The 18,910-nt window shown below is 68.9% G+C and carries 14 protein-coding genes and 1 pseudogene; 11 read left to right on the forward strand and 4 right to left on the reverse strand.

Annotation, left to right across the window (positions count from 1 at the left end; genetic code table 11):
• Positions 1-53 precede the first annotated feature (53 nt).
• Together ABFT43_RS14940 and ABFT43_RS14945 are read right to left on the reverse strand one after the other, a co-directional pair.
• A pseudogene (locus ABFT43_RS14940) lies at positions 54-1,483 on the reverse strand (DHA2 family efflux MFS transporter permease subunit).
• A complete protein-coding gene (locus ABFT43_RS14945; protein ID WP_347961132.1) occupies positions 1,480-2,307 on the reverse strand; it encodes an acyl-CoA thioesterase in 828 nt (275 codons plus the stop codon). The pseudogene ABFT43_RS14940 and the gene ABFT43_RS14945 overlap by 4 nt, the downstream one beginning before the upstream one ends.
• Before the next feature lie 54 nt (positions 2,308-2,361).
• On the opposite strand from ABFT43_RS14945, the gene ABFT43_RS14950 reads away from it, so the two are divergent.
• The 5 genes from ABFT43_RS14950 (at position 2,362) to ABFT43_RS14970 (ending at position 9,157) form a co-directional block, all read left to right on the forward strand.
• Positions 2,362-2,853 carry a winged helix-turn-helix transcriptional regulator gene (locus ABFT43_RS14950; protein ID WP_347961133.1) on the forward strand — a complete coding sequence of 164 codons (492 nt, stop codon included), beginning with the start codon at positions 2,362-2,364 and terminating at the stop codon, positions 2,851-2,853.
• A gap of 90 nt (positions 2,854-2,943) precedes the next feature.
• A complete protein-coding gene (locus tag ABFT43_RS14955) occupies positions 2,944-3,822 on the forward strand; it encodes a TIGR03619 family F420-dependent LLM class oxidoreductase (protein ID WP_347961134.1) in 879 nt (292 codons plus the stop codon).
• A 138-nt stretch (positions 3,823-3,960) separates the two neighbouring features.
• Positions 3,961-5,586 (forward strand): ABC transporter substrate-binding protein, encoded by a 1,626-nt coding sequence (locus ABFT43_RS14960; protein WP_347961135.1) that lies wholly within the window; start codon positions 3,961-3,963, stop codon positions 5,584-5,586.
• Entirely contained in the window at positions 5,586-6,551 is a 966-nt protein-coding gene (locus ABFT43_RS14965; RefSeq protein WP_347961136.1) for an ABC transporter permease, read from the forward strand. Before ABFT43_RS14960 ends, ABFT43_RS14965 begins: the two co-directional genes overlap by 1 nt.
• On the forward strand, positions 6,548-9,157 hold the full coding sequence (locus ABFT43_RS14970; protein ID WP_347961137.1) for a dipeptide ABC transporter ATP-binding protein: 2,610 nt from the start codon (positions 6,548-6,550) through the stop codon (positions 9,155-9,157). Before ABFT43_RS14965 ends, ABFT43_RS14970 begins: the two co-directional genes overlap by 4 nt.
• Here ABFT43_RS14970 and ABFT43_RS14975 read toward each other — a convergent pair.
• Together ABFT43_RS14975 and ABFT43_RS14980 are read right to left on the reverse strand one after the other, a co-directional pair.
• Complete coding sequence (locus ABFT43_RS14975; RefSeq protein WP_347961138.1) at positions 9,154-9,672, reverse strand: GtrA family protein; 519 nt, start codon at positions 9,670-9,672, stop codon at positions 9,154-9,156. The two genes, ABFT43_RS14970 and ABFT43_RS14975, sit on opposite strands and share 4 nt — an antisense overlap.
• Positions 9,673-9,693: 21 nt before the next feature.
• On the reverse strand, positions 9,694-10,524 hold the full coding sequence (locus tag ABFT43_RS14980; protein ID WP_347961139.1) for an aldo/keto reductase: 831 nt from the start codon (positions 10,522-10,524) through the stop codon (positions 9,694-9,696).
• 206 nt (positions 10,525-10,730) lie between these two features.
• Here ABFT43_RS14980 and ABFT43_RS14985 point away from each other — a divergent pair, with 206 nt between their 5' ends.
• The 6 genes from ABFT43_RS14985 (at position 10,731) to ABFT43_RS15010 (ending at position 18,869) form a co-directional block, all read left to right on the forward strand.
• On the forward strand, positions 10,731-11,957 hold the full coding sequence (locus ABFT43_RS14985) for an alpha/beta hydrolase family protein (RefSeq protein WP_347961140.1): 1,227 nt from the start codon (positions 10,731-10,733) through the stop codon (positions 11,955-11,957).
• 113 nt (positions 11,958-12,070) lie between these two features.
• Positions 12,071-13,690, forward strand: a complete 1,620-nt coding sequence (locus tag ABFT43_RS14990; protein ID WP_347961141.1) for a phytoene desaturase family protein — start codon at positions 12,071-12,073, stop codon at positions 13,688-13,690.
• Between the two features lie 88 nt (positions 13,691-13,778).
• The gene (locus ABFT43_RS14995) at positions 13,779-15,203 is read left to right on the forward strand and encodes an FAD-binding oxidoreductase (protein ID WP_347961142.1); all 1,425 of its coding nucleotides are present in this window, start codon (positions 13,779-13,781) and stop codon (positions 15,201-15,203) included.
• Positions 15,204-15,275: 72 nt separating this feature from the next.
• A complete protein-coding gene (locus tag ABFT43_RS15000) occupies positions 15,276-16,037 on the forward strand; it encodes a decaprenylphospho-beta-D-erythro-pentofuranosid-2-ulose 2-reductase (RefSeq protein ID WP_347961143.1) in 762 nt (253 codons plus the stop codon).
• Between the two features lie 46 nt (positions 16,038-16,083).
• Positions 16,084-18,078, forward strand: coding sequence for a galactan 5-O-arabinofuranosyltransferase (locus ABFT43_RS15005; protein ID WP_347961144.1), 1,995 nt, complete (start codon positions 16,084-16,086; stop codon positions 18,076-18,078).
• A gap of 2 nt (positions 18,079-18,080) precedes the next feature.
• A complete protein-coding gene (locus ABFT43_RS15010; protein ID WP_347961145.1) occupies positions 18,081-18,869 on the forward strand; it encodes an MBL fold metallo-hydrolase in 789 nt (262 codons plus the stop codon).
• The last annotated feature ends 41 nt before the right edge of the window (positions 18,870-18,910 follow it).

An 18,910-nucleotide genomic window follows, 5' to 3' on the forward strand; every position in this document is an offset into this window, starting at 1 on the left:
GAATTCGCAGACAGGGCACTTCGATCCGCACACCGAACCGCCCCGCCCCGATCTCACTCGCCCCCGACCTCACTGGCGAGACGGGTTTTCGGCGTCATCCCCAGCGCACTCACCGCACCGAGGACCGCGACGCCGGACATCACCCACCAGGCCGTGACGAAGGCGTCGTGCACGTCGTCGTGGAGGACGGCCGTGCCGACGACCGCGACCAGCAGCGCGACCCCCAGTGACATCCCGATCTGACGGCTCATGTTGACGACGGCGCTACCGGTCGCGGACTGCTGGGCGGGCAACTCCGCGGTCGCGATGGACAGGATCGACGGCATGGCGAACCCGCCCCCGACTCCCCCGATGAGCCAGCCGGGCAGCATATCGGTCGCGAAATCCGGTGTGACATCGACCGACAGCGCGATCAAGGCGGTACCCGCGCCGAACAGCCCGCACCCGATCCCGAGACGATCCCGACCGGGATCAGCGCGCAGAGGCGATCGGCGACGGCGGCGAAGATCAGGACCGTGAGCGGACCGGTGGACACCGCGAGGCCGGTGGCGATCGGCGAGAATCCCCAGACCTGTTGCAACCACAGGATGTTCGCGAGCAGTGCGCCGGCAAATGGGATCGAGAACAGGAACATCGTGGCGTTGGCGAAGCAGAATGTCCGGACCCGCAGCAACGCCGGGGCGATGACCGGCTCCGCGTGGCGCCGGGAGCACACGACGAACGCCGCGAACGCCACCAGCGCAACGACCCACGCGCCGATGATCCGACCGTCGGACCATCCCCACTCACTGCCCTGCACCAGACCCAAGGTCAACGCACCGACGGCCACGACGAGCAGTGCGGCGCCCACCGCGTCGGGGAACGGCGTGGTGACCTCGTGTCGCGCACGAGCGAGGACGAGCGCACCCGCGACCAAGGCCGCGACACCCACCGGAATGTTCACCAGGAACACCCAGCGCCACGACGTCTCAACCAGCACGCCGCCCACGGCCGGACCGAACGCGGCGGCGAGCGCGCCGGTGGCCGCCCAGATCTTCACGCCCCGCGCCCGACGGTCCGGCGGCAGTGTCGAGACCACGAGACCCAGGCTCGCGGGCGTGAGGATCGCGGCGCCGATCGCCTGCACCGACCGGAAGGCGACCAGCCACCAGATCCCTTGCGCAGCCGCGCATGCCGCGCTCGCGACGGTGAACAGCGCGAGCCCGAACAGGAAGCCGCCCTTGCGGCCGTACCGGTCGACGATCCGACCGGCCGGTACGAGCAGCGCCGCGTAGAGGATCGCGTAGGCGGTCAGGATCCACGACATCTCGGAGAGCGTGGCCCCGGTGAAGTCGGCGGCGATGTCGTCGAAGGCGACGTTGACGATGAACACGTCCAGGCTTGCCATGAAGGCCGCGCCGGACAGGATGAGCAGCGTGAGTCCCGGTCGCACGAACTCCGACGACGCTGCGGCCGAGCCGGTTTCGGTGCGGGTCGTCGTCATCGTGCCGACCACCCCACCACTCGGCGGCTCTGGCGGGCGGAGGCCAGCAGGCGTCCCGACCGGTCCCGGAGCGTGGTGTCGTCCACCGACCAGCCTCCCGAGGTCGAGATGTTGCGGGTGTGCACGAGAACCGGCGCAGGAGCAGGGTCGTCGAGCGGCGCGGTGATGTTCATCGAGAAGGTGACCGTGGGCACGGCCAGCGGGGCGGTCAGTGTCGGGAACATCGCCGGCGGAAGGCAATCGGCGAGCAGGCCGAGGTAGGCGGCATCGAGCGCCATCGGTTCCCGCGTGGAGATCCAGGCACGCATCCACGCCTCGCCGGCGCCGGTCAGCGGCAGCGGGCCGTCCACCGGCCGGAGGTCGAGGTGGGCACCAATGGGAACGATCTCCGCCGGAATGCCGTACTGCGCCAGCCCGTCCGGGCCGGGCACCGGGTCGCCGAGATCGAGGATGTCGCCGGGCCCGGCGTCGGAGACGTGCCCGACGGTGACCGACGCGGCCGCGACGTCGCGGCCGGCCTGGCTCACCGCGACGGCGACGATGCGGGGGCGCCGTCCGGCCTCGCGCACCGACGGCACGAACAACAGCTCACCACCCGCGGGTTTGCCGACGAACCGCAGGTCGACCGCCCGGACCGAAGTCGCCGGCACCGCCTCTGCCGCCACCCGTACGGCCAGCGCGACGATCGCCCCGCCGAACGGCCCGGACCAGCCGAACCAACTCTCGTCGATCGTCGCCACCCATCGCGCGTCACCGACCCGGGCCACGCCGAATGCTTCCGTCAATCCGTCTGCAGCCACTCGCTGCGCAGTGAGTTGTTTCATGCAACTCATGCAAACACGGTTGAGTTGTTTGACGCAACCCACTAGTGTCGGGTCATGCGCCGCGCTTCCTTCGCCGCCATGAACTGTTCGGTAGCCCAGAGCCTCGAGATCGTCGGAGAGTGGTGGACGTTGCTGATCATCAGAGACGCCCTGTTCGGCGTGACGCGCTTCGACGACTTCTCGGCGCGCCTGGGGATCGCACGCAACGTCCTGACGCAGCGACTCGACTCACTCGTCGCACACGGGGTGATGACCAAGGAGCCGTACCAACACCATCCCGTCCGCTACGACTACCTCCTCACCGAGAAGGGCCGCGACCTATGGACGGTGATCACCGCGATCCGGCAGTGGGGCGACAAGTGGACGACCGAGGAGGGCGCGCCCGTCGAGGCCACGCACTCCTGCGGGAACGTGATGACCGTCGAACCCCACTGCTCGGCATGCCGCGAGCGGGTGACCGTCGACGAGATCCGCGTGCGCCCCGGACCGGGAGCACGTGGCGACAACCCGCTCGTCGGCCTACCACGCCCTCATCGCGGCGCGTAGACCTGCACAGACACCGAACCCCTCCCGCATGAACTAGAACGTGTTCTAGTGTGGGCGGTGTTGTAGTCCGACACAGTCCCGAGGAGCACCATGCGGTTCACCTTCGCCGAGGCGATGACCGACCCGTCGTACTACGCGCCGCTGGCGCAGGCCGCGGAGAAGGCGGGGTTCGCGGGATTCACCATCCCCGATTCGATCGCCTACCCCGAGGAATCGGACTCCAAGTACCCGTACACGCCCGACGGGAACCGCGAGTTCCTCGACGGCAAGGCGTTCATCGAGACCTTCATCCAGGCGGCGGCACTCGGCGCGGTCACCTCGACGATCCGGTTCACTCCGTTCGTGCTGAAGCTGCCCGTGCGCCCGCCGGTGCTGGTCGCCAAGCAGGCCAGCTCGGTCGCCTACCTGACGAACAACCGACTCGCGCTCGGCGTCGGAACCAGCCCGTGGCCGGAGGACTACGAGTTCATGGGCGTGGACTTCCGGCGCCGCGGCAAGCGGATGGACGAGTGCATGGACATCATCCGCGGGCTGACGACCGGCGAATACTTCGAGTTCCACGGCGAGTTCTACGACATCCCGCGGATCAAGATGACACCGGCGCCCACCGAACCGATCCCCCTGCTCGTGGGCGGACACGCCGATGCCGCGCTGAAGCGCGCGGTGATCCGCGGCGACGGTTGGATGCACGGGGGCGGGACACCCGAGGAACTCGACACCCTGCTCGATCGGATCAACGAGATCCGCAAGGCGGAGGGCAAGACCGACGATCCGTTCGAGATCCACGTGATATCCATGGACGCCTACACCGTCGACGGGTGTAAACGCTTGGAGGACAGGGGGGTCACCGACGTGATCGTCGGATTCCGGTTGCCCTACATCATGGGTGAGGACACCGAACCGCTGCAGAAGAAGATCGACCATCTCAACTGGTACGCGGACAACGTGATCGCCAAGGTGAACGGCTGACGTCTCGGCGGAATACCGGGTTTCGTCCCCACCGGTCGGGGGTAAGCGCCGACCGGAGCGTGGTTGCACGGCCCTTCCGGCTCGGGCAGACTGCGGGCCACACCACGTGCGTCGCCGACATCGGTGGGGAGGACAGCGATGACCGATTCGCCCGGTAGGTCGGCGCCGTGGTCGTCACCGGGCGAAGGGCCTCGTCGGCGTGACGAGCGAGCCCACGCTCCGCCGCTGAGCAGGCGCGGGTTCTTCGCCGCGGCAGGCCTCACCGGCGCATCGCTGCTCGGCGTGTCCGCGCTCACCGCGTGCAGCGGGTCGTCGGTCTCCCCCAACACGTTGCGGGCGGCGATCGCCGGCGAACCCGACCAGCTCGACCCACAGAAGTCCAGCTCCTACTTCACCTTCGAGGTCCTCGAGAACGTCTTCGACACCCTGGTCGAACCCGACGAGAAGCTCGAGATGCGACCGGCCCTGGCCGAGAGCTGGGAGGTCAGCCCCGATGCGCGGCACTGGACCTTCACCCTCCGGCCCGGCGTCACCTTCCACAACGGCGATCCGCTCACCGCAGCCGACGTCGAGTACTCCTTCCGCCGCATCATCGACGAGGAGCTCTCCAACGCCTGGAAACTCCAGGCCGTCGAGTCCGTCACCGCTCTCGACGACCGGCGCGTGCGCTTCATCGTGGCCGAGCCCACCCCCAATCTGCTCACCAACATCGGCGGTTTCAAGGGACTCGCGATCGTCAACCGCCGCAACGTCGAATCCGGTGAGATCGCGAGAAGGCCCGTGGGGACCGGCCCGTTCTCGTTCACCTCCCGCTCCCCCGGCGCCCACATCGACCTCACCGCCAACCCCGACCACTGGGGCGGTCGACCGGCCATCGACGGGGTCCGCTACAGCTTCATCTCGCAGGGCACCACCGCGGCGTCGGCGTTGCGGTCGGGTGAGATCGACTGGACCGATGCCGTTCCCGCGCAACAGTTGTCGATCCTCTCCCGCGACGATGAGCTCGTGGTCGGGACCGTGGTGTCCAACGACTACTGGTACCTCACCATGAACTACGAGGCGAAGCCGTTCGACGATCCTCGTGTCCGGCAGGCCATCGCCCATGCCGTGGACCGGGACTCGATCGCGCAGGTCGTCGGGTACGGCACCTCGACCCCGAACCAGCTGGCCATCCCGCCGACCAGCCCCTGGTACGCCCGGTACGACCGCTACACCGCGGGCCCCTCACCCGACGGCGCACTCGAGCGGGCACGACAACTCCTGCGCGACGCGGGCATTCGCACCATCCCGATGCGGCTGATGGTCACCACCGAATATCCCGAGACGGTGACCGCGGCGCAGGTGGTGGCCTCCAACCTGGAGCGCATCGGGATCGCCGTCGAGATCGAGCAACTGGACTTCGGCGCCTGGCTGGATCGTCAGGCCGCCGGCGACTTCGACGCACTGATGCTCGGCTGGCTGGGCAACATCGATCCCGACGACTTCTACTACGCCCAACATCATTCGAAGGGGACGTCGAACGCGCAGAAGTACTCCAACCGCAGGGTCGACGACCTGCTCGACCGCGGACGCACCGAACTCGACGTCACCGCCCGCAGACAGCTCTACGCGGATGCGGCCCGGCAGATCGCCGACGACGTCAGTTATCTGTACCTGTACAACCCGTCGGCGACACAGGCGTACTCGCGCGAGGTGCGCGACTACACCGTCCGCTCCGACAAGGCGGTCCGGTTCCGTTCGGTCCGACTGGAGAGGAACACCTGATGACCGCGTTGCGCTCGCCCCTGGTGCGGTTCATCGTGATCCGCCTCGTCTACACGGCGGCCGTGCTGCTCGGGGTGATCGTCGCGGTGTTCTTCCTGATCCAGATCGTCCCCGGCGATCCGGTGCGCATCGCCCTCGGCACGCGCTACACGCCGGAGTCCTACGAGGCGCTGCGCAGCGCGTCCGGCCTCGACCAATCCCTTGCGTCGCAGTTGTTCTCGTACGTCGGCAACGCCTTCACCGGCGACCTCGGCGTGAGCTTCCGCAACAGCGAACCGGTCACGACGATGCTGTTCGACCGACTGCCCGCGACCATCACTCTCGCGCTGGCGGCGATCGTGGTCGCGCTCGTCATCGCCGTGCCGCTCGGATTCATCGCGGCGCTGCGGGAAGGACGCTGGGCCGACAACGTCATCCGCGTGGTCAGCCAATTCGGCATCTCCGTTCCCGATTTCTGGATGGGCATCCTGCTGATCGGCCTGTTCTCCACGGCCCTCGGGTGGCTGCCGTCGGCCGGGTTCGAGTCCTTCGCCGAGAGCCCGGTCGGCTGGCTCGAACACCTCATCCTGCCCGCCGTCACGGTGGGCGTGGTTACCGGCGCGATCATGACGCGCTACGTGCGCTCCTCGGTCCTCGAGGTCGTCAACGCACCGTACGTGACCACCGCCGAATCGAAAGGGCTGAACCGCAAACGGATCATGCTCGACCACGTCGGCCGCAACGCGCTGGTCCCGGTCCTGACCATCTCCGGCATCCAGTTCGCCGGGCTGCTCGGCGGCGTCATCGTCGTCGAGGTCGTGTTCGCGTGGCCCGGGCTCGGGCTGCTGGTCTACGACACGGTGGCCGCGCGCGACTATCCCGTGCTGCAGGGCGCGATCCTGCTCATCGCGGTGATCTTCCTGCTCGTCAACCTGGTCGTCGACATCCTCTACGCGGCCATCGACCCGAGGATCCGCCTGTCATGAGCAGCCCCGAACCCGTGTGCGCGGCGACCCCGGGCGGGACACCGGCGGCCTCCACCGACTCCGCCTGGCGGCTCTTTCTGCGCAACCGCGCATCGGTGGTCGGGCTGCTGGTCATCACGGTGGTCGTGGTGTGCGCGGTATTCGGGCCGCTGATCGCGCCGTACGGCGCCAACGAGATCGACGTCCCGGGTGCTTTGCAGGCGCCGAGCTGGTCGCACCTGTTCGGCACCGACGACCTCGGCCGCGACGTCTTCTCGCGGGTCGTGCTCGCGGCGTCGGTGAGTCTGCGCGTGGCCGTCATCGCGGTGGCGATCTCGCTGGCGGTCGGCGTCATCCTCGGCATGGTCGCGGGTTTCGCGGGTGGCGTCCTCGACACCGCGCTCATGCGGATCGTCGACGTGGTGTTCTCGTTTCCGGTGCTACTGCTCGCGCTGGCCATCGTCGCGATCCTCGGTCCCGGCGTCACGTCGGCGATGATCGCGATCGGGGTCGTCTACATCCCGATCTTCGCGCGCGTCGCCCGCGCGGACACGTTGCGGGTACGGCAGACCCAGTACGTACAGGCCGCGCGCACCACCGGAGTCCGCACCTCGCACATCCTGTTCCGGCATGTGCTGCCGAACATCTCGGGTCCCGTCATCGTGCAGACCTCGATCTCGCTGGCCTTCGCGATCCTGTCCGAGGCGGCGCTGTCGTTCCTCGGCCTCGGCGTGCAACCGCCCGACCCGTCGTGGGGCCGGATGCTGTTCGACGCACAGGGATTCATCACCACCGCGTGGTGGATGGGCGTGTTCCCCGGCCTGGCGATCCTGCTGACCGTGTTCGCGTTCAACCTCGTCGGCGACGGCGTCCGCGACGTGCTCGACCCCCGCCGGCGCACCCTGCTGCGCAATCGCGGATACGAACGGAAGCCGACGGTCGCCACCAGCCCGACGGCCCGCGGACGCGTCGTCGACGAGGACACCGTCCTGAGCGTCGCCGACCTCGTCGTCGGGGTAGGACCGCGCGAGATCGTGCACGGCACCGACTTCGAGGTCTCCCGCGGCGAGACCCTCGGCATCGTCGGCGAGAGTGGGTCGGGCAAGTCGCTGAGCGTGCTGTCGGCGACCGGCCTGTTCGACGCCCCGAGCGCCTACGTGACCGGATCGGCGGTCCTCGCCGGCACCGAGATCGTCGGTGCCCGCCCGTCGACGCTGCGCGCCCTGCACGGCACGCGCGTGGGATTCGTGTTCCAGGACCCTTCGTCGAGCCTGAACCCGCTGCTCACCGTCGAACAGCAGCTCACCGAGGGCCCGCGCCGGCACCTCGGACTGTCCCGCGATCAGGCGCGCGATCGTGCGCTGCGGTTGCTCCGCGACGTGCACCTCCCCGACCCCGAGAGCCGTCTGCGCGCCTACCCGCATCAACTGTCCGGTGGTCAGCGGCAGCGGGTCATGATCGCGATCGCCCTCGCCTGCGACCCCGACCTGCTCGTCGCCGACGAGGCGACCACCGCCCTCGACGTCACCACCCAGGCCCAGATCGTCGATCTCGTCGCCGAACTCCAGCGCGAACGCGGGATGGCGGTGTTGTGGATCAGCCACGACCTCGGCGTGATCGGCCGCATCGCCGACCGGGTCATGGTGATGCGCGACGGTCGCATCGTCGAGAGCCGCGCAGTGGCAGAGCTCTTCGCCGATCCGCATGACGACCACACCCGCAAGCTCCTCGACTCCCGGCCGCTGCTGAGCAAGGTCGAACAGCGTCGCGGCGGAGGACGCGGCGCCGCCCCGGTACCCGCGAAGACCGACACCGCGCTCAGGGTCGAGCGTCTCGGCGTCGAGTACACGGTGCGCGGACCGACCGGCCGCAGCGGCGTGCACGCCGCCGACGGGGTCGACCTCGAGGTCGCGCGCGGACGGACCCTCGGCATCGTCGGCGAATCCGGTTCCGGCAAGTCGACGGTCGCCGGGGTCATCACCGGGCTGATCACCTCGGGCCGGGGCACCACGGTCACCGGTGACGTCCGGGTGCGTGTCGACGGACGTGACGTCGCGGCGATCGGCGTCCGCGGTTCCGACGAGGCGCTGCTGCGGCGCCGCGTCGCGATGGTCTTCCAGGACCCGGCGGCCTCGTTGGACCCACGGATGACGGTCGCCGCGTCGATCGCCGAACCCCTGCGCACACACCGCCTCGCCCGGGGCCGCGACGAGATCCGCGGACGCGCCGAGGGATTGCTCGCCGATGTGAGCCTCGACGCGTCGTTCCTCGACCGCTATCCGCACGAGATGTCCGGCGGTCAGCGGCAACGCGTCTGCATCGCACGCGCGCTGGCATCGGAGCCGGAGATCCTCATCCTCGACGAATCGACCGCGTCCCTCGACGTCTCGGTCCAGGCCGGGGTGCTCGACCTGCTCGCCGAACTCCAGCGCGAGAAGGAGCTGACCTACCTGTTCATCGCGCACGACCTCGCGGTCGTCGAGCAGATCAGCGACACCGTCGCGGTGATGCAGCACGGCAGGGTCGTGGAGAGCGGGCCGGCGTCGGCGATCCTGCACGACCCCGAAACCGAGTACACGCGAACGCTGTTGGCGGCGATTCCGCCGGAGGTGCCGGTGCGGGCCTAGCGGATCCTGAAGATGACCGCCCGCTGGACCACGAAGTTGATGGCGGTCGCGGTGCCCTGCGCGATCACGAAGGCGATCGCCGAATAGAGCGCGGTCTCCGGCCACAGTCCGGACAACCAGCTGTACAGGCCGACGTTCACCGCGAACGTGACGAGGTAGAGGACGACCACCGCGATGAAGCGGGCGACGCTCGGTTCGGCGCGGAACGTCCAGCGTCGGTTGATCAGGTAGGCGACGGTGGTGCCGAGGATGAAACCGCCGGCCTTGGCGACCCAGTCGGGCGTGCCGACGATGTACTGCAGGAACAGCGTCAGCCCGAAGTCGAGCACCGCCGAGCCCGCTCCGGTGACGACGAAGCGGATCAGCTGGGTCCTGAGGTCGACATCGGTCGACGCCTCCTCGTCGTCGAGGGGCAGCTCGATCGGCACCGGCGCATGCCGGGTCTTGAAGTCCTCGTGGTGGTGAGGCACGTCACCTGCGAGATCATCCTGGCTGCCGGGGTCGGGTCGAGACACGCTGACACCCTACGCCAGCGGTCAGAACTCCTCTTCCACGTCCGAGTCCTTGGCGGCCCGCTCACCGTGGTCGAGGGTGGCGAGATCGGCCAGGTCGGCGTCGTCGAGCGTGAAGTCGAACAGATCGGCGTTCTCCATCTGCCGGCCGGCGTGCGACGACTTCGGCACGACGCTGATGCCGTGCTGCACCGCCCAGCGCAGGGCGATCTGGGTCGGCGACTTGCCGTACTTGCGGGCGATCCGCAGGATGACCGGATCGGCGAGGAGTCCCTGTTTGCGGCCGGTGGGATGCCAGGCCTGCGCGTGGATTCCCCGCTCGGCCATGAACTCCCGCAACTCGGTGCGCTGGAGAGCCGGTGAGCATTGGATCTGGTTGAGGACCGGCCACCGACCGGTCTCGTCGTAGAGCATCTGCAGGTGGTGCTGCTTGAAGTTCGAGACGCCCGGGGTACGCACGTATCCCTCGTCGGCGAGGGTGAGCAGCGCCTTCCACGAGTCGACCGTGCGTCCGAGACTCGGGCACGGCCAGTGGATCAGATAGACGTCGATGTACCCTACGCCGAGCCGCCGCGCGCTCTCCTTGGCCGCGTTGATGGCCTCGTCGAAACCCTGGTCACCGCCACTGAGTTTGGTCTGGATGATGACCTCGTCCCGGCGCACCCCCGAACTCACCACGCCCATGCCGACGCTGAGTTCGTTGCAGTAGCGCGGGGCGGTGTCGATCAGGCGATACCCGGTTTTGAGCGCGGTGCCGACGGCACCGATGCACGGACGCCCCATCATGTTGTAGGTTCCGAGCCCGACCAGCGGGATCGATCGACCGTTGCTGAGCGCGACCGTTGGGATGTCCACGCATCAAGGATATGTCCGCGCCGGTCACCGCGGCGTCACGAGGAGATCGCGTGGAGATCGGCGGATGTCACGACGTCTCGGCGCCCGGCGGACCCGATCGCCGGGCAGCGGCACGGAAAACATCGGAGGTATGGCACGAATCGGTGCCCGCAGCGGGTTTGCGGCCCGCCGTCGGCCCTTTAGGGTCTGAAGACATGTCTGCCCTCATGTCCCGTTCCCCCGTGTCGCGGTCGACGCGCACCCTCCTCTCCGTTCTCCTCGGTCTCGGCATGGTCGTGCTCGCCCTCGGCACCGCCGCGCCCGCGCGTGCGGATGACGAGGTGTCCGTGGGCGTTCCGAATTGGTCCGGACTGGACGTCACCGACTACTCCGGCCCCATCCCGGCCAAGGCGGGCACCCTCATCGCGCAGGTCCCGCTCGCCAAGCCCCTGTGGCTGCCGGCGGCCGGGGAGGCCTACCGCATCCAGTACTCGTCGCTGAACCAGCACGGCAAGATGGCGACCAGCACCGGCGCGGTGTTCCTGCCCAAGGGCAAGGCGCCGGCCGGCGGCTGGCCGGTGATCTCGTGGGCGCACGGCACCGTCGGCATGAACGACGACTGCACGCCGTCGGCCTTCCCGCGCAGCGAGCGCGACCAGGTGTACCTCGGCCACTGGCTCGACCAGGGTTATGCCGTCGTCGCCGCCGACTACGTCGGTCTCGGCACCCCCGGCCTGATGGCCTACCTCAACGGCAAGACCGCCGCGCACGCCATCGTCGACATCGTCGTCGCGTCGCAACAGATGGATCTTCCGCTGGCCAAGCGCTGGGCGATCATCGGCCAGTCGCAGGGTGCGGCCGCGGCGCTCAACGGCGCCCGGTACGCCACCGAGTTCAGCCGCGGCTCGGGCCTGGACTACCGCGGTGTGGTCGCGACCGGCATCCCGGCGAATCTGGAGTACCTGTACCAGAACCTGGGCCCGGCGATCCCGCCGTTCACCCTGCCCGGCAGCCTGAACGCCTACACCGCCTACATCCTGGCCGGGTTCAACGACACCCGTCCCGACCTGAATATCACCAAGGTGATGAACCAGAAGGGCCTGCAGCGTCTGCAGCAGGGTCGCACCACCTGCTACCCGATCCTGAAGAAGGCCCTCGCCGGTGACGACGTCCGCACCTGGTTCAAGGCCCCGCTGATGTCGATCCCGGGTCTGGGCCCGGCGCTGCACGAGTACATGGCCACGCCGTACAAGGGCTACGACCGCCCGATCTTCCTCGGCCAGGGTCTGCGGGACGTCGACGTCCCGGCGCCGTCCGCGCTCTCGCTGTACGCACAGATGAAGGCCAACAACCAGCCTGTCACGCTGTTCGTCTACCCCGAGGACGACCACTCCAGCGCGGTGCTGGCGTCGATGAAGGACTCGACGCCGTTCGTGGCGCGCATCCTGCGCTGAGCTGCCGGTGACCGGGCAACCGGTCACCGGGGCTCCGGTGCCGGGAATCCGGTGCCGACCTGAGTTTTCCCGGACGCCACTGCGGTGCCCGTCGATCTGAGAACCTTGGATCGATGGGCACCGCAGTTGCTTTCTACGACGACATCGTGATCGGCGCGGGACACAACGGTCTGACCGCGGCCGCCTACCTCGCACGCGCCGGCCGCCGCGTCGCGGTGCTCGAGAAGGCCGATCACATCGGCGGCGCCACCGTGTCCGCGATGCCCTTCGCCGGACTCGACGCGAAACTGTCGCGCTACTCCTATCTCGTCTCGCTGATGCCGCGCGAGATCATCGCCGAACTCGACCTCGACGTCACCCTGGTCCGGCGCCGCTACTCCTCCTACACGCCGCTGCCGAGTGATCCGTCCCGCGGCATCCTCGTCGACAACGAGGACGAGGAGGCAACCGCCTCGTCGTTCCGCCGGGCGTTGCACGGCGACCGCGTCGGGGCCGGCGCAGTCGGATTCACGCCCGCGGCGTTCGTGGCCTGGCAGTCGTTCCACCGGCACGTCGCCAACATCGCGCGCCGGGTCTTCCCGACGATGATCGAGCCGCTGCGCACCGCCGCCGACATGCACGAGCTCGCGGTCGGCACCGACACCTCCGACGCCGAGTTGTGGGAGGCGCTGACCACCCTGCCGCTGGGCACCCTGCTGAGTCAGTACTTCGACGACGACGTGGTGCGCGGCATCGTCGCGACCGACGGCCTCATCGGCACGTTCGCCGACCTCGACGAGACGTCGCTGCGGCAGAACATCTGCTTCCTCTATCACGTGATCGGCGGCGGGACCGGCGACTGGGACGTCCCGGTGGGCGGGATGGGCGCCGTCTCCGGGTCGCTGTACCAGTCGGCGGCGATGGCCGGCGCGGAGATCTGCACGTCGGCGAAGGTGATCGGCATCGACCCCCACGACGGCACGGTCGAGGTCGTCGACCAGGTGCGCGGACCGCGCACCCTGCGCGGGTCGGTGATCCACGCCGCGTGCGCCCCGCAGGCGGTCAACCTGCTGCTCGACGATCCGATCCCCTGCGATCCGGACCCCAGGGGCGCACAGCTCAAGATCAACCTCCTGCTCGACCGGCTGCCCGCGCTGCGGGATCCGACCGTGTCCCCGGCGGCCGCGTTCTCCGGCACCCTCCACGTCAACGAGTCCGCCTCGCAGCTCCACGAGGCGTGGCGGCAGGCATCTCGCGGCGAGGTCCCGGACGTGCCGCCCTGCGAGATCTACTGCCACACCCTGTCCGACCCGTCGATCCTGGGACCCGAACTCGCCGGCAAACACACGCTGACCTTGTTCGGGCTACACATGCCGCCGGAGGTGTTCGACGAACCGGGCGCGGTCGAGCACGCGGTGTCGGCGACCTTCGCCTCGCTCAACTCCGTACTCGCCGAACCCGTCCAGAACGTCATCGCCCACGACGTGGACGCCCGGCCGTGCATCGAGGTGAAGACGCCGCAGGACCTCGAGGAGGCCGTCGGCCTGCCGGGCGGCAACATCTTCCACCAGCCGCTGCGGTGGCCGTGGGCGGAGACCGCGTCCGAGGTCGGCACCTGGGGCGTGGAGACGCCGCACCCGCGGTTGCTGCTGGCCGGGGCCGGCGCCCGGCGCGGCGGCGGGGTGAGCGGCATCCCCGGCCGCAACGCCGCGGCCAAGGTCCTCGGGGCCGACGCACTCCGGCCCACGGGTTAGCCCGACACCACAGCCGCACCCGGGTGCGACAACCCGCGCACCTCGTCTCTCATCGGTGTTCAGATGCGGCCGAGTACTCTCTTCACCGATGTCTACTGAAGAGTTGCTGCCGATCACCACCCGCAAGCTGGTGGGCTGGTCCCGCACCACCCCGATCGAGGGTCACGTCCTGTCCACCCCGTACCCCGAGGTCATCGCCGAGGCGGTAGCGCGGGTCGCCGACGACAACGCAGACAAGCCGGACTACCTCAAGCGCGGCGTCATCGCCCGTGGACTGGGCCGCTCGTACAACGAGTCGGCGCAGAACAGCGGTGGTCTGACCATCGACATGACGCCGCTGACCAGGATCTACGCCATCGACGACGAGACCGCGACGGTCGATCTCGACGCCGGCGTCTCCCTGGACACCCTGATGCAGGCGGCACTCCCCCACGGCCTGTGGGTCCCGGTCCTGCCGGGCACCCGCCAGGTCACCGTGGGCGGGGCGATCGCGCACGACATCCACGGCAAGAACCACCACAGCCAGGGCAGCTTCGGCAACCACGTCGTCGAGATGCAGCTGCTGGTGGCCGACGGCCGCATCCTCACCCTGACCCCGGACGGCTCCGGCGACGACCCGAACGGTGAGCTGTTCTGGGCGACGGTCGGCGGCATCGGCCTCACCGGCATCATCCTGCGCGCGAAGATCCAGATGAAGCGCACCGAGAGCGCCTACTTCATCGCCGACACCGCGCAGACCGCGTCGCTGCAGGAGACCCTGGACCTGCACCTGCAGGACGGGTTCGAGGACGGCTACGAGTACGCGTCGGGCTGGTTCGACACCATCAGCGCCCCGCCGAAGCTCGGGCGCGGAACGTTCTCGCGCGGCAACCTGGCCCGGCTCGACGAGCTGCCGGAGAAGTACCGCAAGGATCCGCTGTCGTTCAACAACAAGCCGCTGCTGCGGTTCCCGGACATCTTCCCGCGCGGGCTGGCCAACAAGCTCAGTTTCGCCGCGGTCGGCGAGGCGTACTACCGGATGGGCCCGCCCAGCCAGGGCAAGGTCAAGAATCTCGCGCAGTTCTACCACATGCTCGACGTGTTCGGTGACTGGAACAACGCCTACGGCCGCGGTGGCGGTTTCTGCCAGTACCAGTTCATCGTGCCGACCGGCAACGAGGGCGAGTTCACCAAGCTCATCGAGCACATCCAGGCCTCGGGCCATGTCAGCTTCCTCAACGTGATCAAGCTGTTCGGCGACGGCAACCGGGCACCCCTCAGCTTCCCGTTCAAGGGCTGGAACGTCTGCCTGGACTTCCCGGTCAAGGCGGGGCTCGCGGAGTTCCTCAACGACCTCGACCGTCGTGTGATGGCGATGGGCGGACGCCTCTACACCGCGAAGGACTCGCGGACGTCGGCGGCGAACTTCCACGCGATGTACCCGCGGATCGACGAGTGGATCGCGGTGCGCCGCCGCATCGACCCGCACCGCGTGTTCATGTCCGACATGGGCCGTCGCCTCGAACTCGCCTGACCCACAAACGCTTCGAGACCTCCACCAGACCCACTGCCCCCTCGCCGGGGAGACAGAAAGCGAGAGCACACGATGATCAACGCCGTCGGCGTCCCCCAGTCCATCCTGGTCCTGGGCGGGAGCTCGGAGATCGGGCTCGCCATCACCGCCGAATACCTGAGCAAGGGCCCGGCACGGGTCATCCTGGCCGCCCTGCCCGGCGACCCGACCGTCGAGGCCGCCGTGGAGAAGGCGAAGAAGGCCGGCGCGACCGACGTCAAGGTCATCGACTTCGACGCCCGCGCCACCGACACCCACCGCGAGGTGATCGACAAGGCGTTCGCCGACGGCGACGTCGATGTCACGATCGTGGCCTTCGGCATCCAGGGCGACGACGAGCAGGCGTGGCAGGATCACTCCCTCGCCGTCGCCGAGGCCGAGATCAACTACACCGCAGCGGTTTCCGTCGGTGTGCTGCTCGGGGAGAAGCTGCGCGCCCAGGGCCACGGGCAGATCATCGCGATGAGTTCGGTCGCCGGTGAGCGCGTCCGGCGCAGCAACTTCGTGTACGGCTCCACCAAGGCCGGTCTCGACGGCTTCTACCTCGGCCTCGGTGAGGCCCTGCGCCCCTTCGGCGTCCGCGTGCTCGTCGTCCGTCCCGGGCAGGTCCGCACCCGCCTGTCGGCGCATGTCGAGGAAGCGCCGCTGACCGTCGAGAAGGAAGACGTCGCACGCCTCGTGGTGTCCGCCGCGATCAAGGGCAAGGAGATCGTCTGGGTGCCGAACACCTTCCGCTACATCATGATGGTCCTGCGCCACATCCCGCGGCCGGTCTTCCGCAAGCTGCCGATCTGATCGCCGTTCCCCGAGCACTGCCCGCGCCGACCGAGATTGCGACGCAATGACGACCCCTGTGACCGCTGACCCCACTCCGCTCGGATCACCGGCCGAGGGAACCGGCACCGCCGTCCGGCGGTACGCCCGCACGGCCCTCGCACTGCTGACCGCACTGGTGGTCGGCGGGATCGTGTCCTACGTGGGACTGAAGGCGATCGACTCGGTCAACTGGCCGGCGTTCAACTCCAGCAACGTCACCCGGTCGCTGACCACCGCGGGCCAGGTCATCGCGATCGCGGTGCTCGTGGTCGTCGCGCTGCTGTACCGGTACCGCCGGGGCCGGGTGCTGATCCCGGTCCTGTCTACGGCCGCGATGAGCGCGTTCGTGACGGTCACCATCGGGATGCCGCTGGGCGCAACGCGTCTCTATCTGTTCGGGCTCTCGGTCGACCAGGAGTTCCGGACCGAGTACCTGACCCGGATGACCTCCAGCCCGCGGCTCGCGGACATGACCTACCCCGACCTCCCGCCGTACTACCCGGCCGGATGGTTCTGGTGGGGTGGCCGATTCGCGAACCTGCTCGGCCAGCCGGGCTGGGAGGCCTACAAGCCGTGGGCGATCGTGTCGATGTCGATCGCCGCCGCGGTCTGCGTGATCCTGTTCAACCGCATGTTCGGGGCGGATCGCGGTGTGGCACTGGCACTCGCGGTCACCACGACAGCGTTGCTGTATGCGGCGCCGGAACCCTATGCGGCGATCCTCGTCGTGGTCGGCGTGCCGATGCTCATCACCCTCACCTACGCGCTGCGCGGCAAGAGCCGGGCCGCGCAGGGGCCGGTCGGTTCGCTGGGCCGCGGCACCAGCTGGCCCTCGGTGCTCGCGTCGGGGCTCTTCTTCGGGATCTCGGCCGCGACGTACACGCTCTACACCGGGCTGTTCGCCCTCACCGCGGTGCTGATCACCCTCTGGCTCCTCGTGCAGGGCTGGAGGGCGGCCGCCAACAAGGCGGTCCCGGACTCGGCGCTGGCCGCACGGCGTCGCCGGGTCCTCGCCGCCGTCGTCGGGCGTCTGGTCGCGGTCGGCGTCATCTCCGGTCTCATCGCGTTGCTGGTGTGGGCGCCGTACCTGCTCAAGCGCCTGTCGAGCGCACCGGCGAGCGGTGGCACCGCGGAGCACTATCTGCCCGAACGCGGCGCGTACCTGCCGCTGCCGATGTTCCAGGTGGGCCTCATCGGGGCGATCACGCTCATCGGCCTCGTCTGGATCCTGCTGCGCTTCCGCACCCGCACCGCCGCACTGGCGCTCGGCGTCACGGTGCTCGCGGTGTACCTGTTCTGCCTGCTGTCGATGCTGGTGACCGCACTCGGCACCACTCTGCTGTCGTTCCGCCTTGAGCCGATCCTGGTGTCGGTGCTCGCCGCCGCCGGTGTGCTCGGGGTCGTCGACCTCGCCCGGTTGGCCGTCGACCGTTTCGGCGACGTGCGCACCGCCATCGGAGCGGTGGCGGTGCTGGCGGCGATCGCGGTGGCGCAGGGTATCCCCGGCCACCTCGGCATGGAGATCACCACCGCCTACACCGACACCGACGGGTACGGCGAACGCGCCGACGAACGGCCGGCCGGAGCCGAGTCGTACTACGTCGAGATCGACCGGCTCATCCGGGAGCAGACCGGCGCGCCGCCGACCGACAACGTCGTCCTCACCGCGGACTACGGTTTCCTGTCGATCTACCCGTACTGGGGATTCCAGGGTCTGACCTCGCACTACGCGAACCCGCTCGCCGAATTCGACAAGCGCGCCGCGGCGATTCGACAGTGGGCGAAGTCCGAGAGCAGCGACCAGCTGATCGCCGATCTCGACGCGTCGCCGTGGCGGCCGCCGAACGTCTTCCTGTTCCGGTACAGCTCGGACGGGTACTCGCTGCGCCTGGCCGAGGACGTGTACCCGAACGACCCGAACGTGAAGCGCTACACGGTCACCTTCGATCCGGCGGTGTTCGACGACCCGCGCTTCGAGGTCACCGAGATCGGCCCGTTCGTCCTCGTCGTCCGGAGGTGACCATGCGACCGACACTCACCTTCGCCCGGCCGATGGAGATCACGTCCGTCGAAGGCGAGTCGTCGACAACGCATTTCGTACACACCGATGTGGTGAACTGGGTGTTGCTCGAGGAGCAGGGCGCGCTCACCCTGATCGACGGCGGATACCCTGGACAGGCCGCGCAGGTCGTCGAGTCGATCACCCGGATCGGGCGCCGCCCGGAGGACATCGCAGGCGCGCTGCTGACGCACGCACACGTCGACCATCTCGGTGGACTGGCAAAGCTGCAGTCCCGCCACGGGTTCGATGTCCACATGGACGCGGCCGAGGTGGATCACGCACTGCGCCACCGTCTCCAACAGGCCAACGCCATCGACCTCGCCCCGCTCGCCACACATCTGGGCTTGTGGTCCTGGTTGGCCAAGGTCACCCCGCTCGGGGTGCTGAGCCGGGCGGGACTGTCGTCGGCGTCGCCGCATGGGGAGGTCGCGGGTGACGGTGCGGCGCTGGACCTTCCGGGCTCGCCCGTGCCGGTGGCCAGTCCCGGTCACACCGACGGCCACAGCGCCTACCTCGTCGCCGACGGTCGCGCACTGGTCTCCGGTGACGCGCTGGTGACCGGGCACGAGGTGTCGCCGATCGTCGGACCGCAGTGCATCCCGTCGCCGTTCCAGCACGACGAGCCGACCGCGCGGCGCAGCGTCGAACAGTTCACCGCGCTCGACGCGGATATCCTGCTCCCCGGCCACGGCGCGATCCACCGGGGCAGCGTGGCCGACGCCGCGCGACGAGCGCTCGAGACCTCCTGAGGACCGGCCCCATGGCGTCCACGCGACTGCGGAACAGTAGG

Origin of the sequence: Gordonia aurantiaca (genome assembly GCF_039939235.1) — a bacterium.
GTDB lineage: Bacteria > Actinomycetota > Actinomycetes > Mycobacteriales > Mycobacteriaceae > Gordonia.